The 21,827-nt window shown below is 35.4% G+C and carries 28 protein-coding genes; 22 read left to right on the forward strand and 6 right to left on the reverse strand.

Translation table 11 applies throughout. The features are described from left to right. Window position 1 precedes the first annotated feature (1 nt). Together BW983_RS23120 and BW983_RS23125 are read right to left on the reverse strand one after the other, a co-directional pair. Window positions 2–1,552: a hypothetical protein gene (locus BW983_RS23120; protein WP_076554142.1), complete on the reverse strand. Its 1,551-nt coding sequence runs from the start codon at window positions 1,550–1,552 to the stop codon at window positions 2–4. After that, entirely contained in the window at window positions 1,545–2,027 is a 483-nt protein-coding gene (locus BW983_RS23125; protein ID WP_076554144.1) for a DUF1804 family protein, read from the reverse strand. The genes BW983_RS23120 and BW983_RS23125 overlap by 8 nt, the downstream gene beginning before the upstream one ends. 144 nt (window positions 2,028–2,171) lie before the next feature. Here BW983_RS23125 and BW983_RS23130 point away from each other — a divergent pair, with 144 nt between their 5' ends. From BW983_RS23130 to BW983_RS23230, 21 genes are all read left to right on the forward strand, one after another. Further along, window positions 2,172–3,164 (forward strand): phage protease, encoded by a 993-nt coding sequence (locus BW983_RS23130; RefSeq protein WP_076554146.1) that lies wholly within the window; start codon window positions 2,172–2,174, stop codon window positions 3,162–3,164. 2 nt (window positions 3,165–3,166) lie between these two features. Next, entirely contained in the window at window positions 3,167–4,135 is a 969-nt protein-coding gene (locus BW983_RS23135) for a phage capsid protein (RefSeq protein WP_076554148.1), read from the forward strand. 75 nt (window positions 4,136–4,210) lie between these two features. Beyond that, window positions 4,211–4,729, forward strand: coding sequence for a lysozyme (locus tag BW983_RS23140; RefSeq protein ID WP_084184661.1), 519 nt, complete (start codon window positions 4,211–4,213; stop codon window positions 4,727–4,729). Between the two features lies 1 nt (window position 4,730). Further along, window positions 4,731–5,240, forward strand: a complete 510-nt coding sequence (locus tag BW983_RS23145) for a hypothetical protein (RefSeq protein WP_076554150.1) — start codon at window positions 4,731–4,733, stop codon at window positions 5,238–5,240. A gap of 32 nt (window positions 5,241–5,272) precedes the next feature. Then, window positions 5,273–5,665, forward strand: a complete 393-nt coding sequence (locus BW983_RS23150; protein ID WP_076554152.1) for a hypothetical protein — start codon at window positions 5,273–5,275, stop codon at window positions 5,663–5,665. A gap of 1 nt (window position 5,666) precedes the next feature. After that, window positions 5,667–6,824, forward strand: coding sequence for a DUF2586 family protein (locus tag BW983_RS23155; protein WP_076554155.1), 1,158 nt, complete (start codon window positions 5,667–5,669; stop codon window positions 6,822–6,824). 3 nt (window positions 6,825–6,827) lie between these two features. Next, window positions 6,828–7,265 (forward strand): hypothetical protein, encoded by a 438-nt coding sequence (locus BW983_RS23160; RefSeq protein WP_076554158.1) that lies wholly within the window; start codon window positions 6,828–6,830, stop codon window positions 7,263–7,265. A gap of 19 nt (window positions 7,266–7,284) precedes the next feature. Continuing rightward, on the forward strand, window positions 7,285–7,716 hold the full coding sequence (locus tag BW983_RS23165; RefSeq protein ID WP_076554161.1) for a hypothetical protein: 432 nt from the start codon (window positions 7,285–7,287) through the stop codon (window positions 7,714–7,716). Beyond that, complete coding sequence (locus BW983_RS23170; RefSeq protein WP_076554163.1) at window positions 7,709–7,891, forward strand: hypothetical protein; 183 nt, start codon at window positions 7,709–7,711, stop codon at window positions 7,889–7,891. The genes BW983_RS23165 and BW983_RS23170 overlap by 8 nt, the downstream gene beginning before the upstream one ends. Before the next feature lie 3 nt (window positions 7,892–7,894). Then, complete coding sequence (locus BW983_RS23175) at window positions 7,895–9,664, forward strand: tape measure protein (protein ID WP_139329350.1); 1,770 nt, start codon at window positions 7,895–7,897, stop codon at window positions 9,662–9,664. Then, on the forward strand, window positions 9,665–10,306 hold the full coding sequence (locus tag BW983_RS23180) for a DUF6046 domain-containing protein (protein WP_076554167.1): 642 nt from the start codon (window positions 9,665–9,667) through the stop codon (window positions 10,304–10,306). Window position 10,307: 1 nt separating this feature from the next. Beyond that, complete coding sequence (locus tag BW983_RS23185) at window positions 10,308–11,405, forward strand: hypothetical protein (protein WP_076554169.1); 1,098 nt, start codon at window positions 10,308–10,310, stop codon at window positions 11,403–11,405. Continuing rightward, the gene (locus BW983_RS23190) at window positions 11,380–11,862 is read left to right on the forward strand and encodes a hypothetical protein (RefSeq protein ID WP_076554171.1); all 483 of its coding nucleotides are present in this window, start codon (window positions 11,380–11,382) and stop codon (window positions 11,860–11,862) included. The genes BW983_RS23185 and BW983_RS23190 overlap by 26 nt, the downstream gene beginning before the upstream one ends. Next, on the forward strand, window positions 11,859–12,083 hold the full coding sequence (locus BW983_RS23195; protein ID WP_076554173.1) for a BTB/POZ domain-containing protein: 225 nt from the start codon (window positions 11,859–11,861) through the stop codon (window positions 12,081–12,083). Before BW983_RS23190 ends, BW983_RS23195 begins: the two co-directional genes overlap by 4 nt. Before the next feature lie 6 nt (window positions 12,084–12,089). Next, a complete protein-coding gene (locus BW983_RS23200) occupies window positions 12,090–12,386 on the forward strand; it encodes a hypothetical protein (RefSeq protein ID WP_076554175.1) in 297 nt (98 codons plus the stop codon). Beyond that, window positions 12,364–12,729 (forward strand): hypothetical protein, encoded by a 366-nt coding sequence (locus tag BW983_RS23205; protein WP_076554177.1) that lies wholly within the window; start codon window positions 12,364–12,366, stop codon window positions 12,727–12,729. Before BW983_RS23200 ends, BW983_RS23205 begins: the two co-directional genes overlap by 23 nt. Further along, complete coding sequence (locus BW983_RS23210) at window positions 12,729–13,025, forward strand: hypothetical protein (RefSeq protein ID WP_076554180.1); 297 nt, start codon at window positions 12,729–12,731, stop codon at window positions 13,023–13,025. The genes BW983_RS23205 and BW983_RS23210 overlap by 1 nt, the downstream gene beginning before the upstream one ends. Beyond that, the gene (locus BW983_RS23215) at window positions 13,022–13,870 is read left to right on the forward strand and encodes a hypothetical protein (protein ID WP_076554182.1); all 849 of its coding nucleotides are present in this window, start codon (window positions 13,022–13,024) and stop codon (window positions 13,868–13,870) included. Before BW983_RS23210 ends, BW983_RS23215 begins: the two co-directional genes overlap by 4 nt. Further along, entirely contained in the window at window positions 13,860–14,327 is a 468-nt protein-coding gene (locus BW983_RS23220; RefSeq protein ID WP_084184663.1) for a hypothetical protein, read from the forward strand. The genes BW983_RS23215 and BW983_RS23220 overlap by 11 nt, the downstream gene beginning before the upstream one ends. Further along, entirely contained in the window at window positions 14,314–15,144 is an 831-nt protein-coding gene (locus tag BW983_RS23225; RefSeq protein WP_076554183.1) for a hypothetical protein, read from the forward strand. The genes BW983_RS23220 and BW983_RS23225 overlap by 14 nt, the downstream gene beginning before the upstream one ends. Before the next feature lie 2 nt (window positions 15,145–15,146). Beyond that, a complete protein-coding gene (locus BW983_RS23230; protein ID WP_076554185.1) occupies window positions 15,147–17,207 on the forward strand; it encodes an SGNH/GDSL hydrolase family protein in 2,061 nt (686 codons plus the stop codon). Window positions 17,208–17,213: 6 nt separating this feature from the next. On the opposite strand, the gene BW983_RS23235 is transcribed toward BW983_RS23230, so the two are convergent. From BW983_RS23235 to recJ, 4 genes are all read right to left on the reverse strand, one after another. After that, window positions 17,214–17,531, reverse strand: a complete 318-nt coding sequence (locus BW983_RS23235) for a hypothetical protein (protein WP_076554186.1) — start codon at window positions 17,529–17,531, stop codon at window positions 17,214–17,216. A 488-nt stretch (window positions 17,532–18,019) separates the two neighbouring features. Next, window positions 18,020–18,358: a DUF3817 domain-containing protein gene (locus BW983_RS23240; RefSeq protein WP_076554188.1), complete on the reverse strand. Its 339-nt coding sequence runs from the start codon at window positions 18,356–18,358 to the stop codon at window positions 18,020–18,022. A gap of 76 nt (window positions 18,359–18,434) precedes the next feature. Beyond that, a complete protein-coding gene (gene nadD, locus BW983_RS23245) occupies window positions 18,435–19,019 on the reverse strand; it encodes a nicotinate (nicotinamide) nucleotide adenylyltransferase (protein WP_076554190.1) in 585 nt (194 codons plus the stop codon). A 109-nt stretch (window positions 19,020–19,128) separates the two neighbouring features. Beyond that, the gene (gene recJ, locus BW983_RS23250) at window positions 19,129–20,841 is read right to left on the reverse strand and encodes a single-stranded-DNA-specific exonuclease RecJ (protein ID WP_076554192.1); all 1,713 of its coding nucleotides are present in this window, start codon (window positions 20,839–20,841) and stop codon (window positions 19,129–19,131) included. A 109-nt stretch (window positions 20,842–20,950) separates the two neighbouring features. Here recJ and BW983_RS23255 point away from each other — a divergent pair, with 109 nt between their 5' ends. Next, complete coding sequence (locus tag BW983_RS23255; RefSeq protein ID WP_076554246.1) at window positions 20,951–21,763, forward strand: M48 family metalloprotease; 813 nt, start codon at window positions 20,951–20,953, stop codon at window positions 21,761–21,763. Window positions 21,764–21,827 lie beyond the last annotated feature (64 nt).

The raw sequence follows: 21,827 nt of genomic DNA on the forward strand, positions 1-21,827 counted from the left end.
TTTAAAGTCTGTGTTTACTTGGTTGTCTTGCCCACATATCAATTCCTCCGGCTTCTTCTGCTTGTTTTTTATCTCTTATTTTTACAACTCCCCCCTCTACCATATCGGGTCCGTCAAGAGCTTTTGATCTTGGATTGGCATTTGTGAACTGCTTTTTAAGCCTTATCATATGGGGGTTATCTTTTTCTTTTGCATTAAAAGTCAGATGCTCCAAACGAATTAGAGCCTCTAAATTCCCCTCAATCCTTGTCCACTTGTGAGGTTTATCCCTGTCATCGGGAGTAATGGGAAGATTAATATTTTCATCTTCCTGTTTTTTAAATACAGATGGAAGTAAGATCCCTTGATAGTGTGGGTTTTGCAGGGTATTATTTTCAACATAAATTACAATAGGATCAACCCCTGCTTTCAGACATATTTTATAAGCTTCAAAGAGATAATCAACAAATTTTGCATTAGTCATTTGGTCAAGCCATGCTTTATAAACCTGATATTTTAATCCTATATTGGCAATAATCCCAATGGCTTTATTTGATGATTTTTTGCTCTCAGAGTCGCTGGGTGCTGGATCGGCATAAATAACAACATGATTACAATATCTTAATCTGAATGCTTCTGTATCTACAAGGTTTTTGAAAGTTTTCCCACCATCCATCGGGTTATTATTGTATTCCTTTTCCCACGCTTCATAATTGATTGTCTCCTTTACTCTATCAATAGCCTCTTCAGAGTTTTTCTGAGGCCATGAAGACAGACCATTTTCATCACGAATATTGATGATCTCCCAATCTCCACCTTTTATGGATTTCGCTATTGCTCCTAGTTCGGTAATACAGCAATAATCAGCTATAATATTTCCACAGGCTATTAGTAAAAGACCGCGTGAAATCGAACGTGTTGGGATAAGGGCCTCATTAATCCATTTTACTTTCTTTTCGATCAGTTCCGGATTCAGACATTCAGCATCAGTATCAATATCATCTATAATGATAACATCCGGACGGATCTCATTGTTACGGGTTCCCCTTGGAGATTGTCCAGCTCCCAAAGCTCGGAAGGCAACCCCCCCCCGCGTTGTGAATTCTCCATCCTCCCACGATCCTATTTTTTTTTGTATTCCATAATCCTCAATAATTCTATTATTTCGTTCCAAAATTGCCTTATAAGGCATTAGCAAACGATTTGCATTATCATAGGAGTTTGAAACTAAAAGGATGTTTTTTTTCTTTCCCGTTAAAGCCAATTTTAAAACCTCCATCATGGTCCTTCCAGACTTGGAAAGCTCCCTAGCCCATGAGCGTACCAAATAATATTCGGCATTTTTCATGACCTTTTTTGTAGAGGCTTTATGGAAGTCAGCAGGTTCGGACGTGTAGAAGTTCGGGAAATAGTATTTAAACCATTCCTCGTCATTTTCTTCCAGCCGTTTGATTCTTTTTAGCTTATCAACCGTGGACTCCGTTAAATCAATAGGTGTTGCCTGGTTAATGTTTTCTCCAAAATCTTTCCATTCTGCCAGCCACTCCTTATCAGTCTTTTTCCTTTTAGCCATTTTTTAAGTTGCTAGTTATATATTCGTCAAAGTATCCTGTGAACATTTTAGCATCATCCAGATTGATTTTCTGAATAAAAAGAATCATCCGTTTCCCGGTTTGAATTATTTCCCCTAATCCTATTTCACGTTCCAATCTTTGAATGTTTGAAGTGATTTTACTGATGGTATCAGCCTCAGCATTGGTGGGAATATTTTTTGGTGGTCTTTGGATAGGTTTACCATTAACAAGTATTTCCGGGCGGTTAGCGATATCCATATTGATTGCTTCCAATTGATTGTAAAAATGAACCAATTGACTTTCGCGGGTATTTAAAAGGCTTTTTCTAAGATCATCCCAATTATCCTCTTTACACCATTTTCCGACCGTCTTTTCAGTGACTTTTACACGTTCAGCCACTTCTTTTAGGGTTATCATTTCACCCACATAAAGAAGTCTTGCATGTTCCCGTTGTTGTGTCTTACTTACTGCCATTTTATAGTTTTTCTCGATACAAAATTGAGATGAAACCGCCTTTTAATGAAATAGTTATGCAATCCTTGCGCTCTTATTTTCAAAGCGTTGCGGATTTTAAAATCTTTGTACTCACAAAAGTTTAGAACATAATATTTGAAGCCTATGAGTGATAAGTTTAAGAAGATAGATAAGGAGTTCTGTGTAACAGATAATTCTGTTAATGTTTACAAATACAGATGTCTATCAGAGGGTCTGCAATTAGATGAAGTAAAACGAAACCCGATAGGCTATTTTTTGCATGGAACAGAAGAGTTTCCCCGTGAAATGGGTGTTTTGGTTCGTTGGGAAGACTTCAGGGTAGATGGTGACAAAGTGTATGCAAAACCATGTATTAACTTATCTCACCCCAGAGGACAAAGAACAGTTGATGAAATAGAAGGAGGATTTTTAAATGCTGCTTCTGTTGGTAAAATTACTGTTCTGGATGCATCCAGTGATAAAAGTCTAATGCTTTCCGGACAGGAAAGACCGACAGTTACAAAATGGTTTCCTCGTGAAATTTCATTGGTTGATATTCCGGGCAATTACAATGCACTTTCCAATCTATATGATGCAGAAAATAACGAATTAAGCTTGGTCGATTTTGAAAAAATAACATTCTTAAATATGAGTAATAATACCTTAGATGCGGCAAAAATCTTAACCGCTCTTAATTTGAAAGCAGGAGACGAAGGCGAAGTAGTTACTGCGATCAATAACCTTGTAGACAAGGCTAATAAATCAGATGAATATAAAACTGATTTAGATACCAAAACGAAAGAATTGAAGGATCTAAAAGACGAAACTGTAAAGAAGCAAGTTGAAGACCTTATCGACAAAGGAAAGACTGATAAAAAGCTAACCAATGAAGTAGCTGCTATTCTATCAAAATCCTACGCTACCAATCCGGAAGATTTAAAAGCCCTTATTGACACAATGCCTGCTCAGGTATCAGTAACCAATGGTATTAAAGACGGAGACCCGGAACTCAAAAAATTTGAAGGCAAATCATGGGATGATCTCTATGCCTCGGAAGAGTTAGAAACCGTTAGAAAAAAGTTTCCGGAACTGTACACCAAATTAAAAGACGAAAAATATCCTAATCTAAAAGATTAATTATGGCACAAAGTGTAAAAGTCCCACAGGAATTGTGGGTATCGTATATCGTAGAAAAATTATTTAAAAGCAACCCACATTTAAAGTTATGTGTTGACGAATCTAAGTTTGTAAAAGGTGGATCGCTTGTTTACATTCCACAGGCAGGCGCAAAACCAAATGTTGTAAAAAACAGGGGACAACTCCCAGCCGTAGCAGTTCAAAGAGGTGATACAGCAATCTTTTACGCATTGGATGTCTACACTACTGATCCTACTTTAATCACATGGACAGAAGGAATGGAAATTTCCTATGCAAAAACAGATTCTGTATTAGGAGATCACACTAATACTCTTGTAGAGACTGTTGGGGATGATATGTTGTATAACTGGGTTCGTGGATTTAAGCCAATCGCAGGCGGTGGATCACAGGTTGAATATCTGCCTGTGGCCAATCAGATTAAAACAACAGGTGCAGCGACTGAGGTTAATTTGGTTGACGGTCAGACCGGACAAAGAAAGGCTCTTCATCATAAGCAATTCCAAACCGCTCAAGCGATGATGAATAAAGGTAATGTAGCAAAAACAGAGCGTTACGCAATGTTAGAAAGTAATATGTTACAGGAGTTCATTGATTCCTTATCTCAAAACCAAATGGCAGCATTCCAAGGTTCTGTAGATTTAAAAAATGGTGTTGTGGGGCAATTTGCCGGATTTACCTTCCTTGAGAGAAGTTCAGTTTTGGCTTTTAATCCTACAACTAACCAGCCGATTCTTCCGGGTGAAGCTTTGGAGGCTGATTCAAATCTTGGATGTTTACTTTGGCAAAAGGACAGTGTTGCAAAATCAACAGGTGATACTGAGCTTTTCCAAGATATTGCCAATCCTCTATACTATGGTGATATCCATTCCGGATTGATTAAAACAGGTGGAAGATGCAGACGTGAAGACTGGCGCGGAGTCCTGACCATTAATCAGGCTAAAACAGCATAATAATTCATAACTAAATTATATATGAAAGAATCGCCTGTTATAAGACACGGCAGGTGATTCTTATTTTTTAATCTTATGGCAAATTTTCAATTTTTATTACAAAGTACATTCGCCTTTGCAACTTGGGAAGCAGATAAAATGCTGGATCTATCGGGGCAAAAGTTCCTTTCAACAGGTGAAGGTATAAAATACACTGCATACCTTGACAGTGTTGGAAAATGGACTATCGGCCGTGGTGTAACCTACTATGAGGATGGTTCACCCGTAAAAAAAGGGGATACAGTATCCGTGGAAAGGGAAAAAGCCCTGTTCCTAAACACATTAAAAGAATATGTTGCCAACGTCAACAAAAAAGTAACGTCAAAAATCAATCAAAATCAGTTTAACGCCTTAGTTTCATTATGCTATAATATTGGCTGTCCGAACTTCAATAGCTCAACATTGCTCAAGAAAGTGAATGAAAACCCCAACGATCCAAGTATTCGAAATGCTTTTGCTTCTTGGAAATATGGGACTATCAAAGGTAAAAAACAAGTAATCCCTGGTCTTGTCAATCGTAGAAAACACGAGGCAAACCTTTATTTCTCTAAATAATATGAAAACAATATTCTCATTCATTGTGTATTTTTTATTCATTGGAGCGTTGGTTTCCTGCAAAGCTAGGAAGCCATCACCTCCGGCGGTAATAGAAAACACAAAAGAAACCATCATAACAGTACGTGACACTATTTTTAAAGTCGATGCAGACAGTTCCTATTATCAGGCTTACATCGAATGTGTGAACGGAACACCAGTCCTAAATGAGACTACAAACACTAAAAACAATTCAAAGCCGGGCATTGTACTGGATAAACCAAAGGTTAAAATAACCGGAGAGCTGCTTACAGTACAATGCGATAAAAAAGCGCAGGCATTATTTAAACAATGGCGTGAAGTTTATATTAAAGAACACGAGCAAAAACCTATCTATGTGGAGATACCAGTACATGTGGAAACACCACTCAACTGGTTCCAAAATGTACAAATATGGCTCGGAAGAATCTTTTTATTTCTCATTGCCATTGTCAGCCTCGTATTTATCCTTCGCTGGAAAAAGGTCATTTAAACCCTATTTAATAACTATTTAATTTCTATATAATGAAAAAATTCAAAGAAAGGGCTATTGATTATTTCAATCGTCATCCAGAAAGTAACGAATGCCATATTACTTCTGACAGTCGTGTTTTCCATACAATTGGTTCGGCTCAGGGAATGGCTGGGACTCTTGATGACCAAAAAATCGAATCCTACCTAAGAAAAGTTCTTGAAAAAGAAGGCGAATTCGAAAATGAAGATGAATCTGGAACCAAACCTTCAGACGCGGAAATTTTGGCAATGACTGTTTTTTTACAAAAATCGGAAGTAGAAAAATTAGATTACAATGATCTGAAAAAGTTAGTAAAGTTTTTTAATGTAGAAGCTGAAAATCAGAAAGCACCTACTCTTATAGAAGCTCTTAATAAACTAAAAGAAACCTTTAATCAAAAATAATATGCAAGGAAGTGGAACGCCAAGCGTAAAAACAAATGTTACAAATGGCAACTTGCAGCGTCAAGTATTGGTTACGGATGGTGTTGCAGGAATTGTAGGGACTGCTAAAACTGCGGAAAACATTGGAAAGGTTCGTACCGTTTATTCACTAGATGATGCAATCAAAAAAGGATACACAGAAGCTGCTGAGCCATTTTTATACAGGCACATCCTCGAATTTTACAATGAACTTGGTGGAAGTCAGGAATTGTGGATTCTCGGCAATGAAGATACTATGACAATGGAATTGGCTTGTACTTCTACCAATCAAAACGGAGTAAAGAAATTACTCAATGTATCCAAAGGACGTGTTAATCTTGTCGGGGTTTGCAGAAATCCTTCAGCTTCTTATGATTCCGGAACAGGATTTCTGGATCAGGATGTAAAAAAAGCATTGGTAACTTCTAAAGTTTTAGGACAGTATCAGCAATCAATGAACCGCCCTGTAAGAATTCTTATTGAAGGTAGAGTTAAGAATGAATCTGTAACACCTATCGACCAGCTAATCACTTCAGAAAACACCTATTCAGGTGTTGTCATAGGTGGTACAAAAAATGACGGTTCTGCATCCATTGGTGTTGCTTTGGGAAGAGCTGTAAAATATCCTGCTCATATTAAGTTAGGAGATGGGATGAATGGCATCCTTAGTGTTACCAGTGCATATATTGGAACCCGTCCGGTAGATGAGTATGACCCAGTTGAACTCAATAATTTTACAAATGCCGGATATATCCATTACCACACCCGTGAAGGTGTTTCCGGATATTATTTCAGTGTTGATAAAATGGCTGGAACTGATGATTTTCATATCCTGGTACATGGCAGATTGATTGATAAGGCTCAACGAATCTCTACAAGTAGCTCAACACCGTTTTTGGAGACAAACGTCCGAATGACTAAGGATGGAAAGATCAATGATGCTGATGCTTTATATCTGGAGCAGAATATTAAAAAGCAGCTTCTTTTACACATGGCAGATCAGATCAGTGATGCTGATGTCATTATTCCAACCGATCAGGATTTGATTAATACTTCCACTTTGGAACAACAAATCAAAATACAACCACTTGGTTATATGACTTGGATCATTATCAATTTAGGCTTAACAAAATCAATCTAAAAAATGAATGTAAATATCACCTCTTCAGAGTGTGCATGGGCAAACTTTGAAGTACAAATTCTAAATAGAAGAATCAAAGGACTTCGTGGCTTTGAATCAAAAAAATCGGTGGAAGCAGATCCTCTTTATGGTTCAGGAATGGAACCTATTGATATTACTAAAGGGAATATTAAATATGAAGGGAATATCAAGGTTTTAGGTTTTGAAGCGGATGCTATGAATAAAGCTGCTCAGGATGCAGGATATGATGATATCACAGAGGTTCCTCATGAACTTATCATTATTTCAATCTCCTTTAAACGTAGACTTACTGATAAACTGAAAAGCATCATTACAACAGGGGTTCAATTTACAGAGGATGGAATATCAATGGAACAGGGTGCAAAAAATAGAGAGGTAACCTTACCATTTATTGCAATGGGTCGTCAACAAATTCACTAATTAATAATAAAATAAAACAATGAAACAATCAATCAACACAGACGAAAATAAAGCAAAGCTACAGGATGTATTTGCTAAAAGAAAAGCCAAAGAAAAAGAGAAGGAAGCCAGTTCTCAAAAAAATGAGGTAAAGGATAGAACTCCCTTTATTGAAAGATTTGGAGAGGAACAACTCACCAACTGGAAACAGCAACATGGAAACAGAGACCTGATCTATATAAAGGTTGATGACAACTTAGCGGTATTAAGACCGCCAATGGCTGAAGACCTGGGCGATTACCTGACAGCAATTGGAATGAATGGAATGTCCAAAGCGGTTGCCATGATCGTAGAAAATCTGTGGCTAGATGGTGACTACGCCCTTATTGAGGATGAAGACTTATTTATCGCTGTTTTCCTTCAGATGAACAACATCTTAGAAAGTAAAAAAGGAGAGTTTTTTCGTGCTTAACGAAAGGGGAAAAAAAACTTTTGAAAAAAGAGAAGACGGAATCGAATTTCTGATCGTCTTTGGTACAATGCAATTTGGTTTTAATGCCCTCAAAGAATGGGGCGACGAAAAATTTTTCTATCGCACTGGAATAGCTCTGGAAATATGGGAAGCACAACAAAAAAATAAAATGTAGATCGTGAGTAATATTGTAGAATTTGTAGTAAGAATGAAAGATTTGATGAGCGGAGGCTTATCAAGGATGAGTTCAGCTTCACGATCTGCATTTGCTCAAATGGCCCAGCATGCTGACCGTGTAACAAGCCGAAACCGAGTTTTAGGACAATCCTATAACGAACTTCAACGTCAGATCCGAACTGTTCAAAGTACTATTAGTAATTCTACTATTCCCAGTCAGATTCAACAAGCCCGAAGAGAACTTGAAAGATTGCAAAGATTGGCATCAAGACATCCGGGAAGTTCGGCAGGAAGAGCAGGTTCTTCTGGAGGAGGTTCCGGTGGAGGCTCTGGTATTGGAGGGATAATGACAGGAAATATGCTTGCCGATGTTGGGATGAATATCGCATCCGCTTTTTTAAATGCAGTAAAGGCAGGTATTGGAGGGGCTATTTCCGGATCAATGCAAAAAGAAAAGGATATTACTGGTCTGTCAACATTTATTGGAGATAAAGGAGCTACAGAGGATTATTTCAAAATTCGTCATGATGCTGAAATATCGTCCTATGATACAGGTACTTTGTTAAAGGCTAACAGGGCATTAGTCAGTGTTGATCGCGATGCTGAAGCTGCACGTGAAGACATTATGAACCTTGCCAATGCCATTTCTGCAACAGGTGGAGGAAATGATGAACTTCAGAGAATGGCAATTAATATGCAACAAATTAAGTCGTTAGGTGTAGCTTCCGCCGCGGATATTAAACAGTTCGGATATGCCGGAATCAATATTTATGGGTTATTAGCAGCCGCAACTGGTAAATCTGAGAAAGAAGTCAAAAAAATGGATGTTACATATGATCTTCTTGCAAAATCGCTTGCGATAGCTCGCTCGGAAGGAGGGTTGTATGAAGGAGCATTGGAAAAGATGAATAAAACAATGGCTGGTAAATGGGAATCCGTTAAAGACAGATCTCAAAATGCATTAACAGATATTGGCGATGCATTTGCCCCAGTTATTCATAAAGTACTCGATGTTGCAATTCAAATGTCTCAAATGGTTCAGCCAATGTTAGCAATGGCAGCTCCTTACATTGATATGATTTCAAAAGGTCTTGGTGTTGCGATTGATTATATCATGAACATTGGTACGGGGACCAGTGTTTGGGGGGAGTTCCTAAATACTTTAGTTGAAACGTATGGTGTTTTATGGAATACACTAAAAACGATATTTTCAACGGTTTGGAAAATAATCTCCGGAATCATTGCATGGGGATCAAAGTCCGAGCTTATGATAGATATTTTCAAAGGAGCTCATTTTGTTTTGGTCAGTATATTAGAGGTCACTGGAGCACTTGGTAAACTACTTGGTTGGGTATGGGATCACGTACTCCTACCTTTCTTGGAAACTCTGGAAATCGTCTATAAAATCATCAAAGGAATTCTCGGGTTTGGTAAAGATAATAAAATTGGTATTGATGTGACTCAGAGTGTCGCATTATTACCAAAACCGAAAAAAGAAGAGGACACAAAACCCTATAAAGCAGATTTAACAAGGTTTAAAAATGTTGGTGTCCCTGAAGATAAGGACAAAACTAAGAATAAGAAAGAATCGAAAAAAGCAGGAGATACTATTGCAGGTGGAGGAACGAAGTACATAACAATTCACCTCGGTAAATTCTTTGATAATATCCAGTTTACCACCATGAATATGAAAGAAAGTGAACAGGAGATTGAAAAAATGTTAATGGAATTAATGGGAAGAGTATTGTATAACGGATCTAAAAATATGTAAATGACACCAACAACAGCGAACGTAATCAATATTTTTAAATTATATGGTGAAGTCTTTGGAAGACAATCCTATCATATTGATGAGCCTAAAAAATTAAATCTTGATGTTAATTATTCCGGGATTCCTAAAAATGAAACACCAAAGGGAACTATACATACAAGCAATAGAACAGGGCAGGCATTAAATAAAATCGGAACATATGGTCAAGATATCTGGTTTCCTATTGTACTAAAAGGATCTAAAATATTAGCTGATAATATTGAACCGATTGAGATTCCTATAGATATCTGTACTGTCTCTGTTAATATGGTGAGTACTATCATTGATACTCCAGTAGTGGAAAGAAAAGGAACCGTCACAGAAATTATAAATATTGATAATTATAAGTTCACTATTCGAGGGTTTTTAGTGGGAAAAAACAGGAAATTTCCAGAGAAAGAAATTCTTGATTTGACAGCATTAAGGGAAAGTACACTGGAGAAGACTCTTCATGGCGGGTACCCGGAACTGTTTTTAGATGAGACTTGTCGTATAGTAATTAGTGATTTGGAGTTTCCTGAAACTCAGGGTCAAAATTACTGGATACGTCCCTTTCAATTAACGTGTAAAAGTGATTTTATAACTGATTTAGAATGGAAATAATATGGCTTTTTATTTAACAAGTGATATTAGTATAGGTGAACATACCAAAGTAAAACCGAACAAAGTATCATGGAAGACAGATGTAGGATCTTTTATTGATTCCTGTAGTATTACTTTACCACGTATATCTCACATGATTAATGAAAATAAAGATCAAACGTTCGACAAAAATACTCCAGACAAAAAAAAACTAATTTATGAATTTAAAGAGGGTGATAGAGTCTCTGTTCATTTAGGATACAATAACAAAAATGAAAAACGCTTTGTTGGTTTTGTCAGAAATGTAAAGCTTGGAGTTCCGGTGGAACTGGAGTGTGAAGGGTATGGATATCAACTGTATGATATTATTTTTAATAAGACCTATGCAACGGTAACTGTAAAGCAGTTATTACAGGATGTAACAACTGGAACAGATATTAAGTTGTCCGCTGAGCTTCCAGATATTCCTTTAAAAAATGTTCGCTTTAAAAACGCTACCGGAATTCAGGTTCTGGAATATCTTAAAAAAGAATGTCAATTAGCAGTATACTTCAATTTTGATGAACTGTATGTAGGGACATTGTTCGGTAAGGTTCAAACCAGAGCTAAAGTTAAAATTGGCTGGAACACTGTTAAAGATGATGACTTTCAAAAACGAAAAGTTGATAAGAACGTCAAAATAGTAGTCAGGGAAAAGGACCAAAAAGGAGAAGTTACAAAGACTAAAAACAACCTTAAAAAAACAGATGCTCAAAAGGAGGCTGAACGTATCAAAAAAGAGAAAGAACTCCAGGAGAAAGCATTGAACCGGATCACTAAAAAATATGATGATGAAAAAGAGGTGAAAATTAAGCCGGGAATTCCTTCAAAGTATGTACAGGAAATTGTTAACCGTCTTCAAATTAAAGAGAATTACAAAGGTTATGAAGGGAATTTACAACTTTTCCTCATTCCTTATGTTACAAAAGGAATGGTACTGGAAGTTGATGGAGGAATGTATCCAGAGAAAACAGGTCACTACTTTGTAGAATCAGTTTCCGGAGAATTTGGAATGAGTGGCGGAAGGCAAACAGCAAAATTAGGATTTATTTGGGATGGCAACACTGGAACAACTCCGTAATGGCTTTGAAAATTGGTTAAAAGCACCAATGGTTACAAATATAGCCAGAGTAAAGTCGGTAAACGAAAATGAAGGAACCTGCGTACTTATTGATGAAGATGACCAGGAATATCTTGAAGTGAGATTAAAGCCTGTGCTTTCAGATAAAAATAGCTTTATACAAATTCCTAAAATAGGGTCTTTTGTTTTAGCTATACGTATTGAAGATGATGAAGATTGGATGATAATCGCTTCCGATGAAGTTGATAAATTTCTTTGGAATGTTGGTGAAACAAAATTGGAGCTAACAGATAAAATTCTGATTGAGGCCGGAAATCAAAACCTCTTAAAACTAATGGACCGTCTTTTCACGGTCATTGAGAGAGGTTATCAGACCAATACAGGTTCTACCATCAAATTAATCCTTGAGCCCGAATTTAATAGTATTAAAAATGATTTTAAAAGCCTTTTAAAATGAGTTTAGAGATAGGGAAACCAATTTTGGAAAATGAACTACTAAAGATATTTACAAAAGAATCTCAGGAAACAGAAAAGCCTGAAGAATCCAGACACAGAATTGCTAAAGAAATGGCTGAAGCAATATACAAATTTGTTAAAACTGGCGAGGTAAATGTAACCGTTGCAACATCTGGAACAGCCACTTCCCAAACAGGAACCGGAACCGGAATAATTAAATAATGTAATATGCCGTTCGATTTAATTTTAGATGAAAATTTTGATATCAAGATAGAGGATGGGGATTTTGTGATTGGTGAAAGTACCTTTCAAAATCAAAATTTGTTAATACTTGCAGATAAGGGTCAATTTAAAATGGATCCAACAGTAGGTGTAGGAACTAGACGTTTTTTAGAAAGTAGTAAAAAGGATGATCTTGCCCGTGAAATTAGGCAGGAGTTTATAAAGGATGGAATGTTTATTAAAAGTCTATCCATTAGCCCTGAAATGGAAATAAAAGTAGATGCAGTATATAATAATGGATGATATGAAAAATATAATTACTGATAGTTTAGGAGTTTTACTTACTGCTTTGGCAACTGGTTTTGGCGGTTGGTTCTTTGGTCGTAAAAAAGCCAATGCAGAAGCTGAAACTTCCCAAATTGATAATGCAGAAAAGGCTCTCGAATATTATAAACGTATTGTTGATGATTTGGGAGTGAGGTTGGAAAAAGCCATTGAAAATCTGCAAAAATCAGAAATTGAGAAACAAGAGGTTATCATAAAGTTCACAGAGGCAACTCAAACAATTCACGAACTAGAAAAAAAAGTAGATCGTCTTACGGAAGAACTTCAGAAATATAAACAACTCAACGGGAAAATATCATAATGGAAGTAACAATCCGCAATAATCAATCATTGTTAGACATAGCTATACAATACACTGGTAACATTGGTAATTCTGTTTATATAGCAAAGTTTAATAATCTTGCCCCTTCAGAACAGTTAAGTTCCGGGACAGTTATTAAAATTCCTGATGATATAGTCATTGAAAAGACTATGGTAGATTATTTTAAAATCAGACAACATCCACCTATTGCCACAAGATCTAGTAACGAGGTTCAAATAAAACCATTAGAGGGAATAAATTACTGGGAAATAGAAGAAACATTTGAAGTACAATGAGAAGTATTGAAGAAATATATAATAGCCTTATAAGTCGTAAAGAAACATATCCCGAAATCTCTGGGCTTACTATCTTAGATTCCAAGTCTAAAGTTTCCATTTGGCGTAATATCCTTTGGGTTTGTGCATTCCTTGTCTGGACTCATGAACAAATTTTTGAAACTCATAAAAAAGAAACTGCAAAAATGATTGAAGAAGATAAGGCACATACCCCAAGATGGTATCGGAAAATTTCACTGGCTTTTCAGCACGGTTTTTCTTTGTTAACTGATTCAGATAAATTTAACAATATTGGTTATACAGATGATCAAATTGAAAAATCAAAAATTATAAAGTATTGTGCTATAGAAGAGTTGAAAGATCAAAGCAGGCTTATAATAAAAATTGCTACTGAATCCGGGGCCTTGCTCCAACCGATTAGTGAAGAGCAAAAAAGAGCATTTGAGTATTATATTTCAGAAGTTCGTGATGCTGGTGTAAAAACAACCGTCATCAATTATTTACCTGATAAACTTCAGATTTTTTTGAAGGTAAAAAGAGATCCTAACGTAATTGACTCAAACGGTGTTTCCATTGTTATGGGGAATGAACCTGTAAAAGAAGCATTATTGGAGTTTATGAAGGAATTACCATTTAATGGTGAACTGATATTGAATAAACTGGTTGACAAACTTCAGATTATTGAAGGAGTTATTAATCCGCATTTAATTAATGTTAAAACGGCTTGGATAGACCCTAATGCTGGAAATTATGGAAAGTTTGAAAATGTAGAAATTTCAACAATACCAATCAGTGGATATTTCGCAATTGATTGGGAAAATTCAAAAATCGAATATGTGGTTTAATTTTAATGCACAGGAACATATCCTGCAAACATGGCCATCAATTTTGAGGTTGCCAAAAATAAGCTCCTTTCTATCTCTTATTTCAGAAGAAATAATAGATGTCAATAATCTATTCCTTGTAAACAGAAATCAAAATATTACAAAAATTAGGAACAATTCGCAAACGTGTTTTCTCCGGAAGATTCTCAATGATACCTTTGATTATCAAAGACGGATTAAAATAGTTGATACTGTACTTAAACAGCCTAAATACATTTATACTGAGGCTGAAAAAAAACCAAAATTCTTAGGAGAGATGATTGTATATACAGAAGAAGAAACGGAAGGCTTTGAAGTAGACTTTACGGTTTTAATCCCTGGGGAATTAAGAAATTATCAAATTGAAATAAAGTCAATGATTGACTTTTTCAAACTAGCATCCAAAAGATACAAAATAGTTGTAGATGAAAACATTTAATTATAATCAAGCTGGAGGAATGAGGCTTACTACAGAGCGATTTAATGAGCTTCAGCAAGCTTACAGTATATTTACTGGTTTAGCGGGAATGGCAGGAAATAAAGCTATTATATCAGGTTGTGAGGATCAGGGAACCACCATCTCTGATGGCTATGTAGTTATAAATGGCGAATTATTGGAGTTTAAGAGCGCTTTGAAGCAATCCAGTGTCATCATCAAAACGGAAGTTAAAAAGTTAATGTTTGAAAATGGAGAAAAAGACTTTGAGACTTATAGATATGTCACTTTTGGATTTTCACCTGATGCATTTATTTGGGAGGACTTCAAGCGTGTGACTGCCTTAAATCTATTGGAGGAAAGGATTTCTCGCTTAGAAAAAGCATCTGCGCCAATAATCAATGGTGGGGCTCGTGTACTATGGAACAGACCTGCTAACGAAATTCCGCCAGGCTGGGAAGAGGATAAGGATTTTGCAGGGAGAATGCCTGTAGGTCTTGATTTAAATGATTCAGATTTTAATGAAGTCGCAAAATCTGGGGGTGAAAAAAAACATAAGCTTACAATATCAGAGATTCCAAAACATTTCTTTAAAATATTTGGTGGTTCAGGAATTAATACTGGAAAGATTATTGATAATCCCGAATATACGGCTGCTTGTCAGGGTGATAGTCCAGTTGCTAATGAAGACTGGAATTACGAAATAACTTCCGCAGCTGGAGAAGCATATGCGGGAAAAACGAATACACTAGGAAATGATCAGGAGCATAACAATATGTCTCCATTCAGAATTGTAATTTACATTAAATACGTAGGATAACTATGCCAAAAATTTCAAAAATTAATCTTAGGCAGTTGTTTGCCAAAGGGATGAAACCCTCACAAGAAGCATTTTACAATTTATTTGATTCCTTCTGGCACAAAGATGATCAAATAGATATAGCCGCTGTAAAAGATCTACAGCTATCGCTTAATAGTAAACTTGATAATGCTGCGAAAGATTCTTTGTTAGATGCATTTAATGATGCTTTAACTGATATCCATCAGGCAGTAGAATCAGAATTCAAAGGAATCTTAAATCCAACAGGTATGGCTCCAACAGAAGATGGAAGTTATAAACCAGCAGTGTCTTCAGAACTGGACAAACCAACAGATCCTACCAGTACTTTAGACTGGGGAACAAAATATCCAAATGCTGGAAATTTACGATCAAAACAAGGATATTCCACGATGTTTTATAAAAAAGGAACTGTATGGACAAAATCAGAAACCAAAATTGATGTAAATTCAGAAAAATATGATAAAACATCTGCGGCAGTTGGTAATTATCCAGATTTCGCTAATCCTAACAAAATGACTCTGCCTAATGCCGGATTTACCCTTGAACAAGGAAATAACACCCTGCCAGCTACATTAAGATATTGGCAATCACCAGCACTTTTGAAAGATCGATATATAGTGAAAATACGAGCAAAAGCAACGGCTATAGGAAATGTGAATATTTTTATACATAAGAAATCTGATATGTCTCTTGATCGGACTATTCAAGTTAATGTGACATCACAAATTTTTGAATATGTCTTCACTGAACCAATTGATTCAGATCTATATTATGTGATGTTTAGTAGTGGAATAATGTATTATGCATTCAATGGAGGAACTCCTGTAAAACAAATGTTAGTTGCTACCGGAGAGTGGTCGGAAAATCCTACAATAGCTCTATGTGTCGAATACTTTACATATCATTCTGCGATATTACCAAAAACACTTACTGTTGCGCAAAGACTTGATTTACTTGAAAGCAGAGAAACCAAATCTTTTCAGTGGTCTAATATAATGTTGGATAAAACTGAATTGCTTAGTAAAATTGTTAAAGAATCAATAAATTCAGTTTTTACTATTGATTCAGGAATAATCAACATTACTTCAATAGGTGATGGATTGGGAATTGTCGTTGCTAATAATATTTACCTAAATAAGAGGTGTTTTGAGTTTGATGTAAAGTTGAGCGATATAAATACGAAAATGTATTTTGGAACAAAACCTACAGAAAACCAAGTAGGTTCTGCAACATATTCAGTTGATTTCTCTACTAAAAAAATTAATAACACATTTGATTTCTCAACGCTGATAGATGTAAATATTAATGATTCATATTCTATCAGTATGAGTTATAAAATTTCAGAAACTACAATCAGAATTAGAAATAAACGAACGACACAAGAAGCATTGTACACTTTCAAACCTACAACAGATGAATTTGACCAATACAAAGTTGGTTTTATGTCTGGAGGTGGGTCAATATCGAAAATGAAGATTTATTCTATGGCAAAAGAAAGACCATATATAATGTTTTTTGGGGATAGTATTATGCGTGGTTCAAACAATAATCCTCTGAATAAGCGCTTTGCTGATTTATGTGGAACATTCTTAGGAAAGGAATATTTAATAAGTGGTAGAGCGGTAGGTAATATAGATGGTCTTATGAATAGACTGGCTATAGAAATACCATGTTTTCGTCCACGTTATGTGTGTATTACGATTGGTACTAATGGTGGCAATACTGAAGCAAAATTAAATGCGATGATTGATTTCTGTGAAGGCTACGGCTGTACAGTGATTTTGAATCATATACCTCTATATGATTCATCCACAGCTGCTAAAAATGCAATGATCGCAAATGTTGTTAACTCAAGAAAACTAATGAGTATTAGATATGATATAGCTACTTCTATAGGCTTTGATGCTACAACGAAGGATAACTCATGTTTTAGCAACGAAAGCGGAATCTTTATACATCCCAACGAAAAGGGTAATCAACAAATATTTGATAGGTCAAAGATAGATATGGAGGAAGTATTCATCAATGCTGGTGCAGCATAAAAATACCTACCAAGCTCTATCAATGTCATCTTTCTGTGTTAAATATTGAAGATGATCTAAAAGATTTCTCTTAAGTGAATCTTTTAAAACATTATCTTCAATATTTTCTATAGCTTGTTCTAAAATTAAAACATCCTGTGTAATTCCATTAAAGCTAGATACACGATCTCTTAATTCTTTTAAATGTAAGTCAATTCCACCTGTTTTAAAGTATTTTTTTAGTTTATTTAGTAAACTAGTCATGATATTCATTTTTGTAAAGTTACACAATTTATTAAAATAAGATAACCCCAGAATTATGGGGTTATCTGCTTTAACACTCATTCTAAATATTTAAGAACAGTTATTATTTGAACTCAAATAATAACTGTTGCATAGATATTAAAATTATTTTTGGTTTTTTTACGGAAAACAGTAATTGTATTTATAATCGGAAAATCTAATCATAAAGTATTGTAAAACTAAATGTAAAGGAAAAAAATATAAACTCCATTTAAAGACTATTTAAATGGAGTTTAATTTATCTAATGATAATAATAAATATTGAAGTTGATGAACATACTTAACATGGTCTATTATAAAGCATTGAGAAGATGTTCCTGAATCACATCCACATAGAGATATTTCAATTCCTTTTTTTGTTAGATTGATTTGAACGCTTTGGTTTTCGTCTGTTCATTCTTATGTGCTATTTCTTTTTTTTAATCAATAATAATTGCCTGTACGCTTTTAATGAGATTTATTAATTTTTTGACATTCAGTATTGAATTTTTTGACATTCAGTTTTTGCGATTATATTATGAAAAAATAATTTATTCTCTATCGAATTTAGCCAGCTTTTTATCAACCCATACTGTAGCAAAGGGGAAAAATGCAGCTAATAAGGCGAACACGAAATCTTCATCATCCCAGTTGTAAATTTTTCTTGCAGGAATACAAAGTAAAAGGTAAAGTGTGAAAAATAAACCGTGTAAGCTACCAATGACGCTAATGAAAATAATTGAATACAGGTTTTCATCATATCGAATCCAGATCATAGCAACACAATACAATAAAACACATGAAATAGCTTCCGCAAGACAAATCTGTTTAAACCATTTGATGAGTTTTTCCTGAGAGTATTTTGAAAAGAATTTATTGATGAAGTCCATTATTATAGAAATAAGTTGAGAGGTAAAAGTAAGAGTCTTTCTCTAGCTTCTAATCTCTGTTTTTCGTTTTGCAAAATTACTTATAAAAGTTACTTCCATCCAAATATTCAAAAACCTCAGGCGGTAACATAGGTCTTACGTTTTTACCATCCTTGATCATGTTTCGGATTTCAGTAGCAGAAAGTTCTATTACTGGAGCTTTGATCATAGAGATATTCTCATGTTGTAAATACTCAGAATCTTTTTTCTCACCTTCAAATACCCTTGGGTAAACAATGATATGATGATTTTTGATCAGAGTTTCGGAATTTTTCCATTTGTGAAGGCTATCCAGATTATCTTCTCCCATAATCAGACTGAATGAATAGTCAGGATATTTTTCATGAAGGTAAGTGAGCGTATCAATTGTATAACTTGGTTTTGGGAGAGAAAACTCAACATTGGAAGCTCTCATATTCGGGTAATTTTTTACCGCAAGCTGTACCATATCAAGTCTGTTGTGATCCTTCAATAGAGATTTCTTATCCTTAAACGGGTTTTGCGGACTTACCACAAACCACAGTTCATCCATATCCGAATTTTCAAGAATATAATTGGCTAAAATAAGATGTCCGATATGTATTGGATTAAAAGATCCGAAGAATAGACCGATTTTTTTCATTTTTGTAAAGTAACAGCTAAGAGCTTATCGAAAGTTTATAGGTAACAGTTAGATTATTTCAGGCTTTGCAGGAAATTTAAAATTTTGGTTTTCTAATCCCTGCAACCTATTAATCTCTAAATTTCACATCCTTTATATTAAGATAATGAGTAACATTGCCTTTCCAGTGATTTTCTTCCAGAGTAAAAGCAAGGTCGAAGTTTTTATTTTTAAAATCTTCTACAAACTGCCCAAGCTTGAAACCTACACATTCGATATTTCGTCCGGTAGATTCCTGTTTGATATAAAACTTAAGGTGATTATTATCTTTTCCCATAGTTTTTACATATCCTGAAAGTTTTTGATCGGTCAATGTAAAAATAGGTTTCATATTATGTGGACCAAATGGAGCCAGTTTCCTGTGGAAATTGATAAACTCTCTGTTGATTTCATCAATTTTAATTTCAGAATCAATCGTGATAGAAGGTTCTTTTTGATGCTCCTTAATTTTTTCAGAAACAATTCTTTCAAACTTTTCTTTAAAAGCAGCAAACTTTTCTTTTTCCATTGATAGTCCGGCAGCCGCATGATGCCCTCCGAATTTCAGGAAGTATTCAGAACATAAATCAAGCGCTTCGTGAACGTCAAAATCAGAAACAGATCGAGCAGAAGCTACCATTTCTCCATTATTTCCATCAGTGAAAACAAGAGTAGGCTTATAATAGGTTTCAATCAATCTGGATGCTACAATCCCAATTACTCCTTTATTCCATTCAGGATGATAAACAATGGTGGTGTGTTTGGTTTCCTGTTGAGATTCTATAATTTGATTCAGGGCGGAAAGGGTAGAGTTCATATCCAGTTCACGCCTTTCATCGTTGAGGTTCATAATGTCATCTACGATTTGATTGGCATGTTTCAGATTATCAGAAACCATCAGTTCTACCGCAGCTTTACCATGAGAGATTCTTCCTGCAGCATTTATTTTTGGTGCAATTTCAAAAACAATATTGGAAATTTCAAAATGAGAAAGCTTATCCTCAGGGATCAATAATCTTAATCCAAGATTTCTGGTCTTTCTAAGAGTTTTCAATCCCATTTTTGCCAAAACTCTATTTTCTCCGGTCATTGAAACAATATCCGCAGCAATAGAAATAGCAAGAAGATCCGTCAGCTCAAATAATTCAGCTTCCGGAAGCTTATAAATAGTATTCAGACCCTGGCAAAGCTTAAAGCCTACACCACAGCCGGAAAGTTCTTTAAATGGGTATCTGCAGTCGCTTCTTTTAGGATCAAGTACAGCAGCAGCATTAGGGATTTCTTCACCGGGAAGGTGGTGATCACAGATAATAAAATCTATTCCCAGAGTGCTTGCATAGTTAATCATATCCAAAGCCTTGATTCCACAATCCAAAGCAATGATTAATGAAAAACCATTTTCTTTGGCAAAATCAATTCCTTCAGTTGAAATCCCATATCCCTCAGAGTTTCTGTCCGGGATATAATAATCTAAGTATTTTTTCTCAACAATTTTGCTGAGGTATAGGTACATTAAAGCAACTGCTGTGGTTCCATCCACATCATAGTCACCATATACCAATATTTTTTCGCCATTCTCAATTGCATTAGCAATACGCTCTACAGCTTTTTGCATGTCTGCCATTAAAAACGGGCTGTGTATATCGTTAAGGTTTGGTTTGAAAAATTCTCTCGCCTTCTGATAATTGTCAATTCCTCTTAGAACGAGAAGTTTAGATTCAAAAGTACCAAAACCAAGTGACGAACTTAGTCCGTCCACAACTTCCTCATCGGGTTCGGGCTTGTAAATCCATTTTTGACTCATGTTCACAAAAATAAGGAAAAAAAATAGCATTTTGAATGGATCGAGAATGAAGTTTTGACTTAATAATTGTTAAAAAATGGTTATCTTCGTGCTCCAAATTTAAATGACTATGAAAAAAATTATCGTATGCCTAGCATTTTTAGGCGCAATGAATTCAATCAGTGCACAGAAAATCAATCTCGGTAAAGCTGCCGGAATAGTTTCCAATGGTGCAAAAGCTTTAACTTTTACTAACGAAGACGCAATTAAATTATCCAAAGAATCAGTAGATTGGATGGATAAAAACAATCCCGTAGCAGGACCGAAAGATCCTTATACTGTGAGATTGAACAAACTGTTTGGAAAACACAAATCACAAGACGGACTGAATCTGAACTATAAAGTTTATAAAGTGAAAGATATCAATGCTTTTGCTTGTGCAGACGGAAGTGTACGTGTATTTTCTTCTCTGATGGATATCATGACAGATAATGAATTACTAGCCGTAATCGGTCACGAAATTGGACACGTTAAAAATGAAGATACCAAAGATGCTATGAAGTCTGCTTATCTTAAGGCAGCAGCATTGGACGCAGCAGCATCTGCTTCTAACGCGGTGGCTACTCTTAACGATAGCCAGGTAGGAAAGATGGCTAATGCATTCTTAGATGCTTCTCACAGCAAAAAGCAGGAATCTGAAGCAGATACTTATTCATATGATTTTATGAAAGCTAATAAATATGATGTAGTAGGAGCTTATACAGCTTTTAAGAAGTTAGCTTTACTATCACAGGGAAGTACACAAACTGGTTTTGAGAAAATGTTTAACTCTCACCCTGATAGCGAAAAAAGAGCTCAGGCAATTAAGAAGAGAGCGGAAAAAGACGGATTATGGAAAGATCCGGGAACAGTAGCTATTCCGACAACGAAACTTACAAAATAATTATTTTATTTATTGTTTAAACGAAAATACCTCAAAGCATTGCTTTGAGGTATTTTTATATGAT

Source organism: Chryseobacterium ureilyticum (genome assembly GCF_900156735.1).
GTDB classification, from domain to species: domain Bacteria; phylum Bacteroidota; class Bacteroidia; order Flavobacteriales; family Weeksellaceae; genus Chryseobacterium; species Chryseobacterium ureilyticum.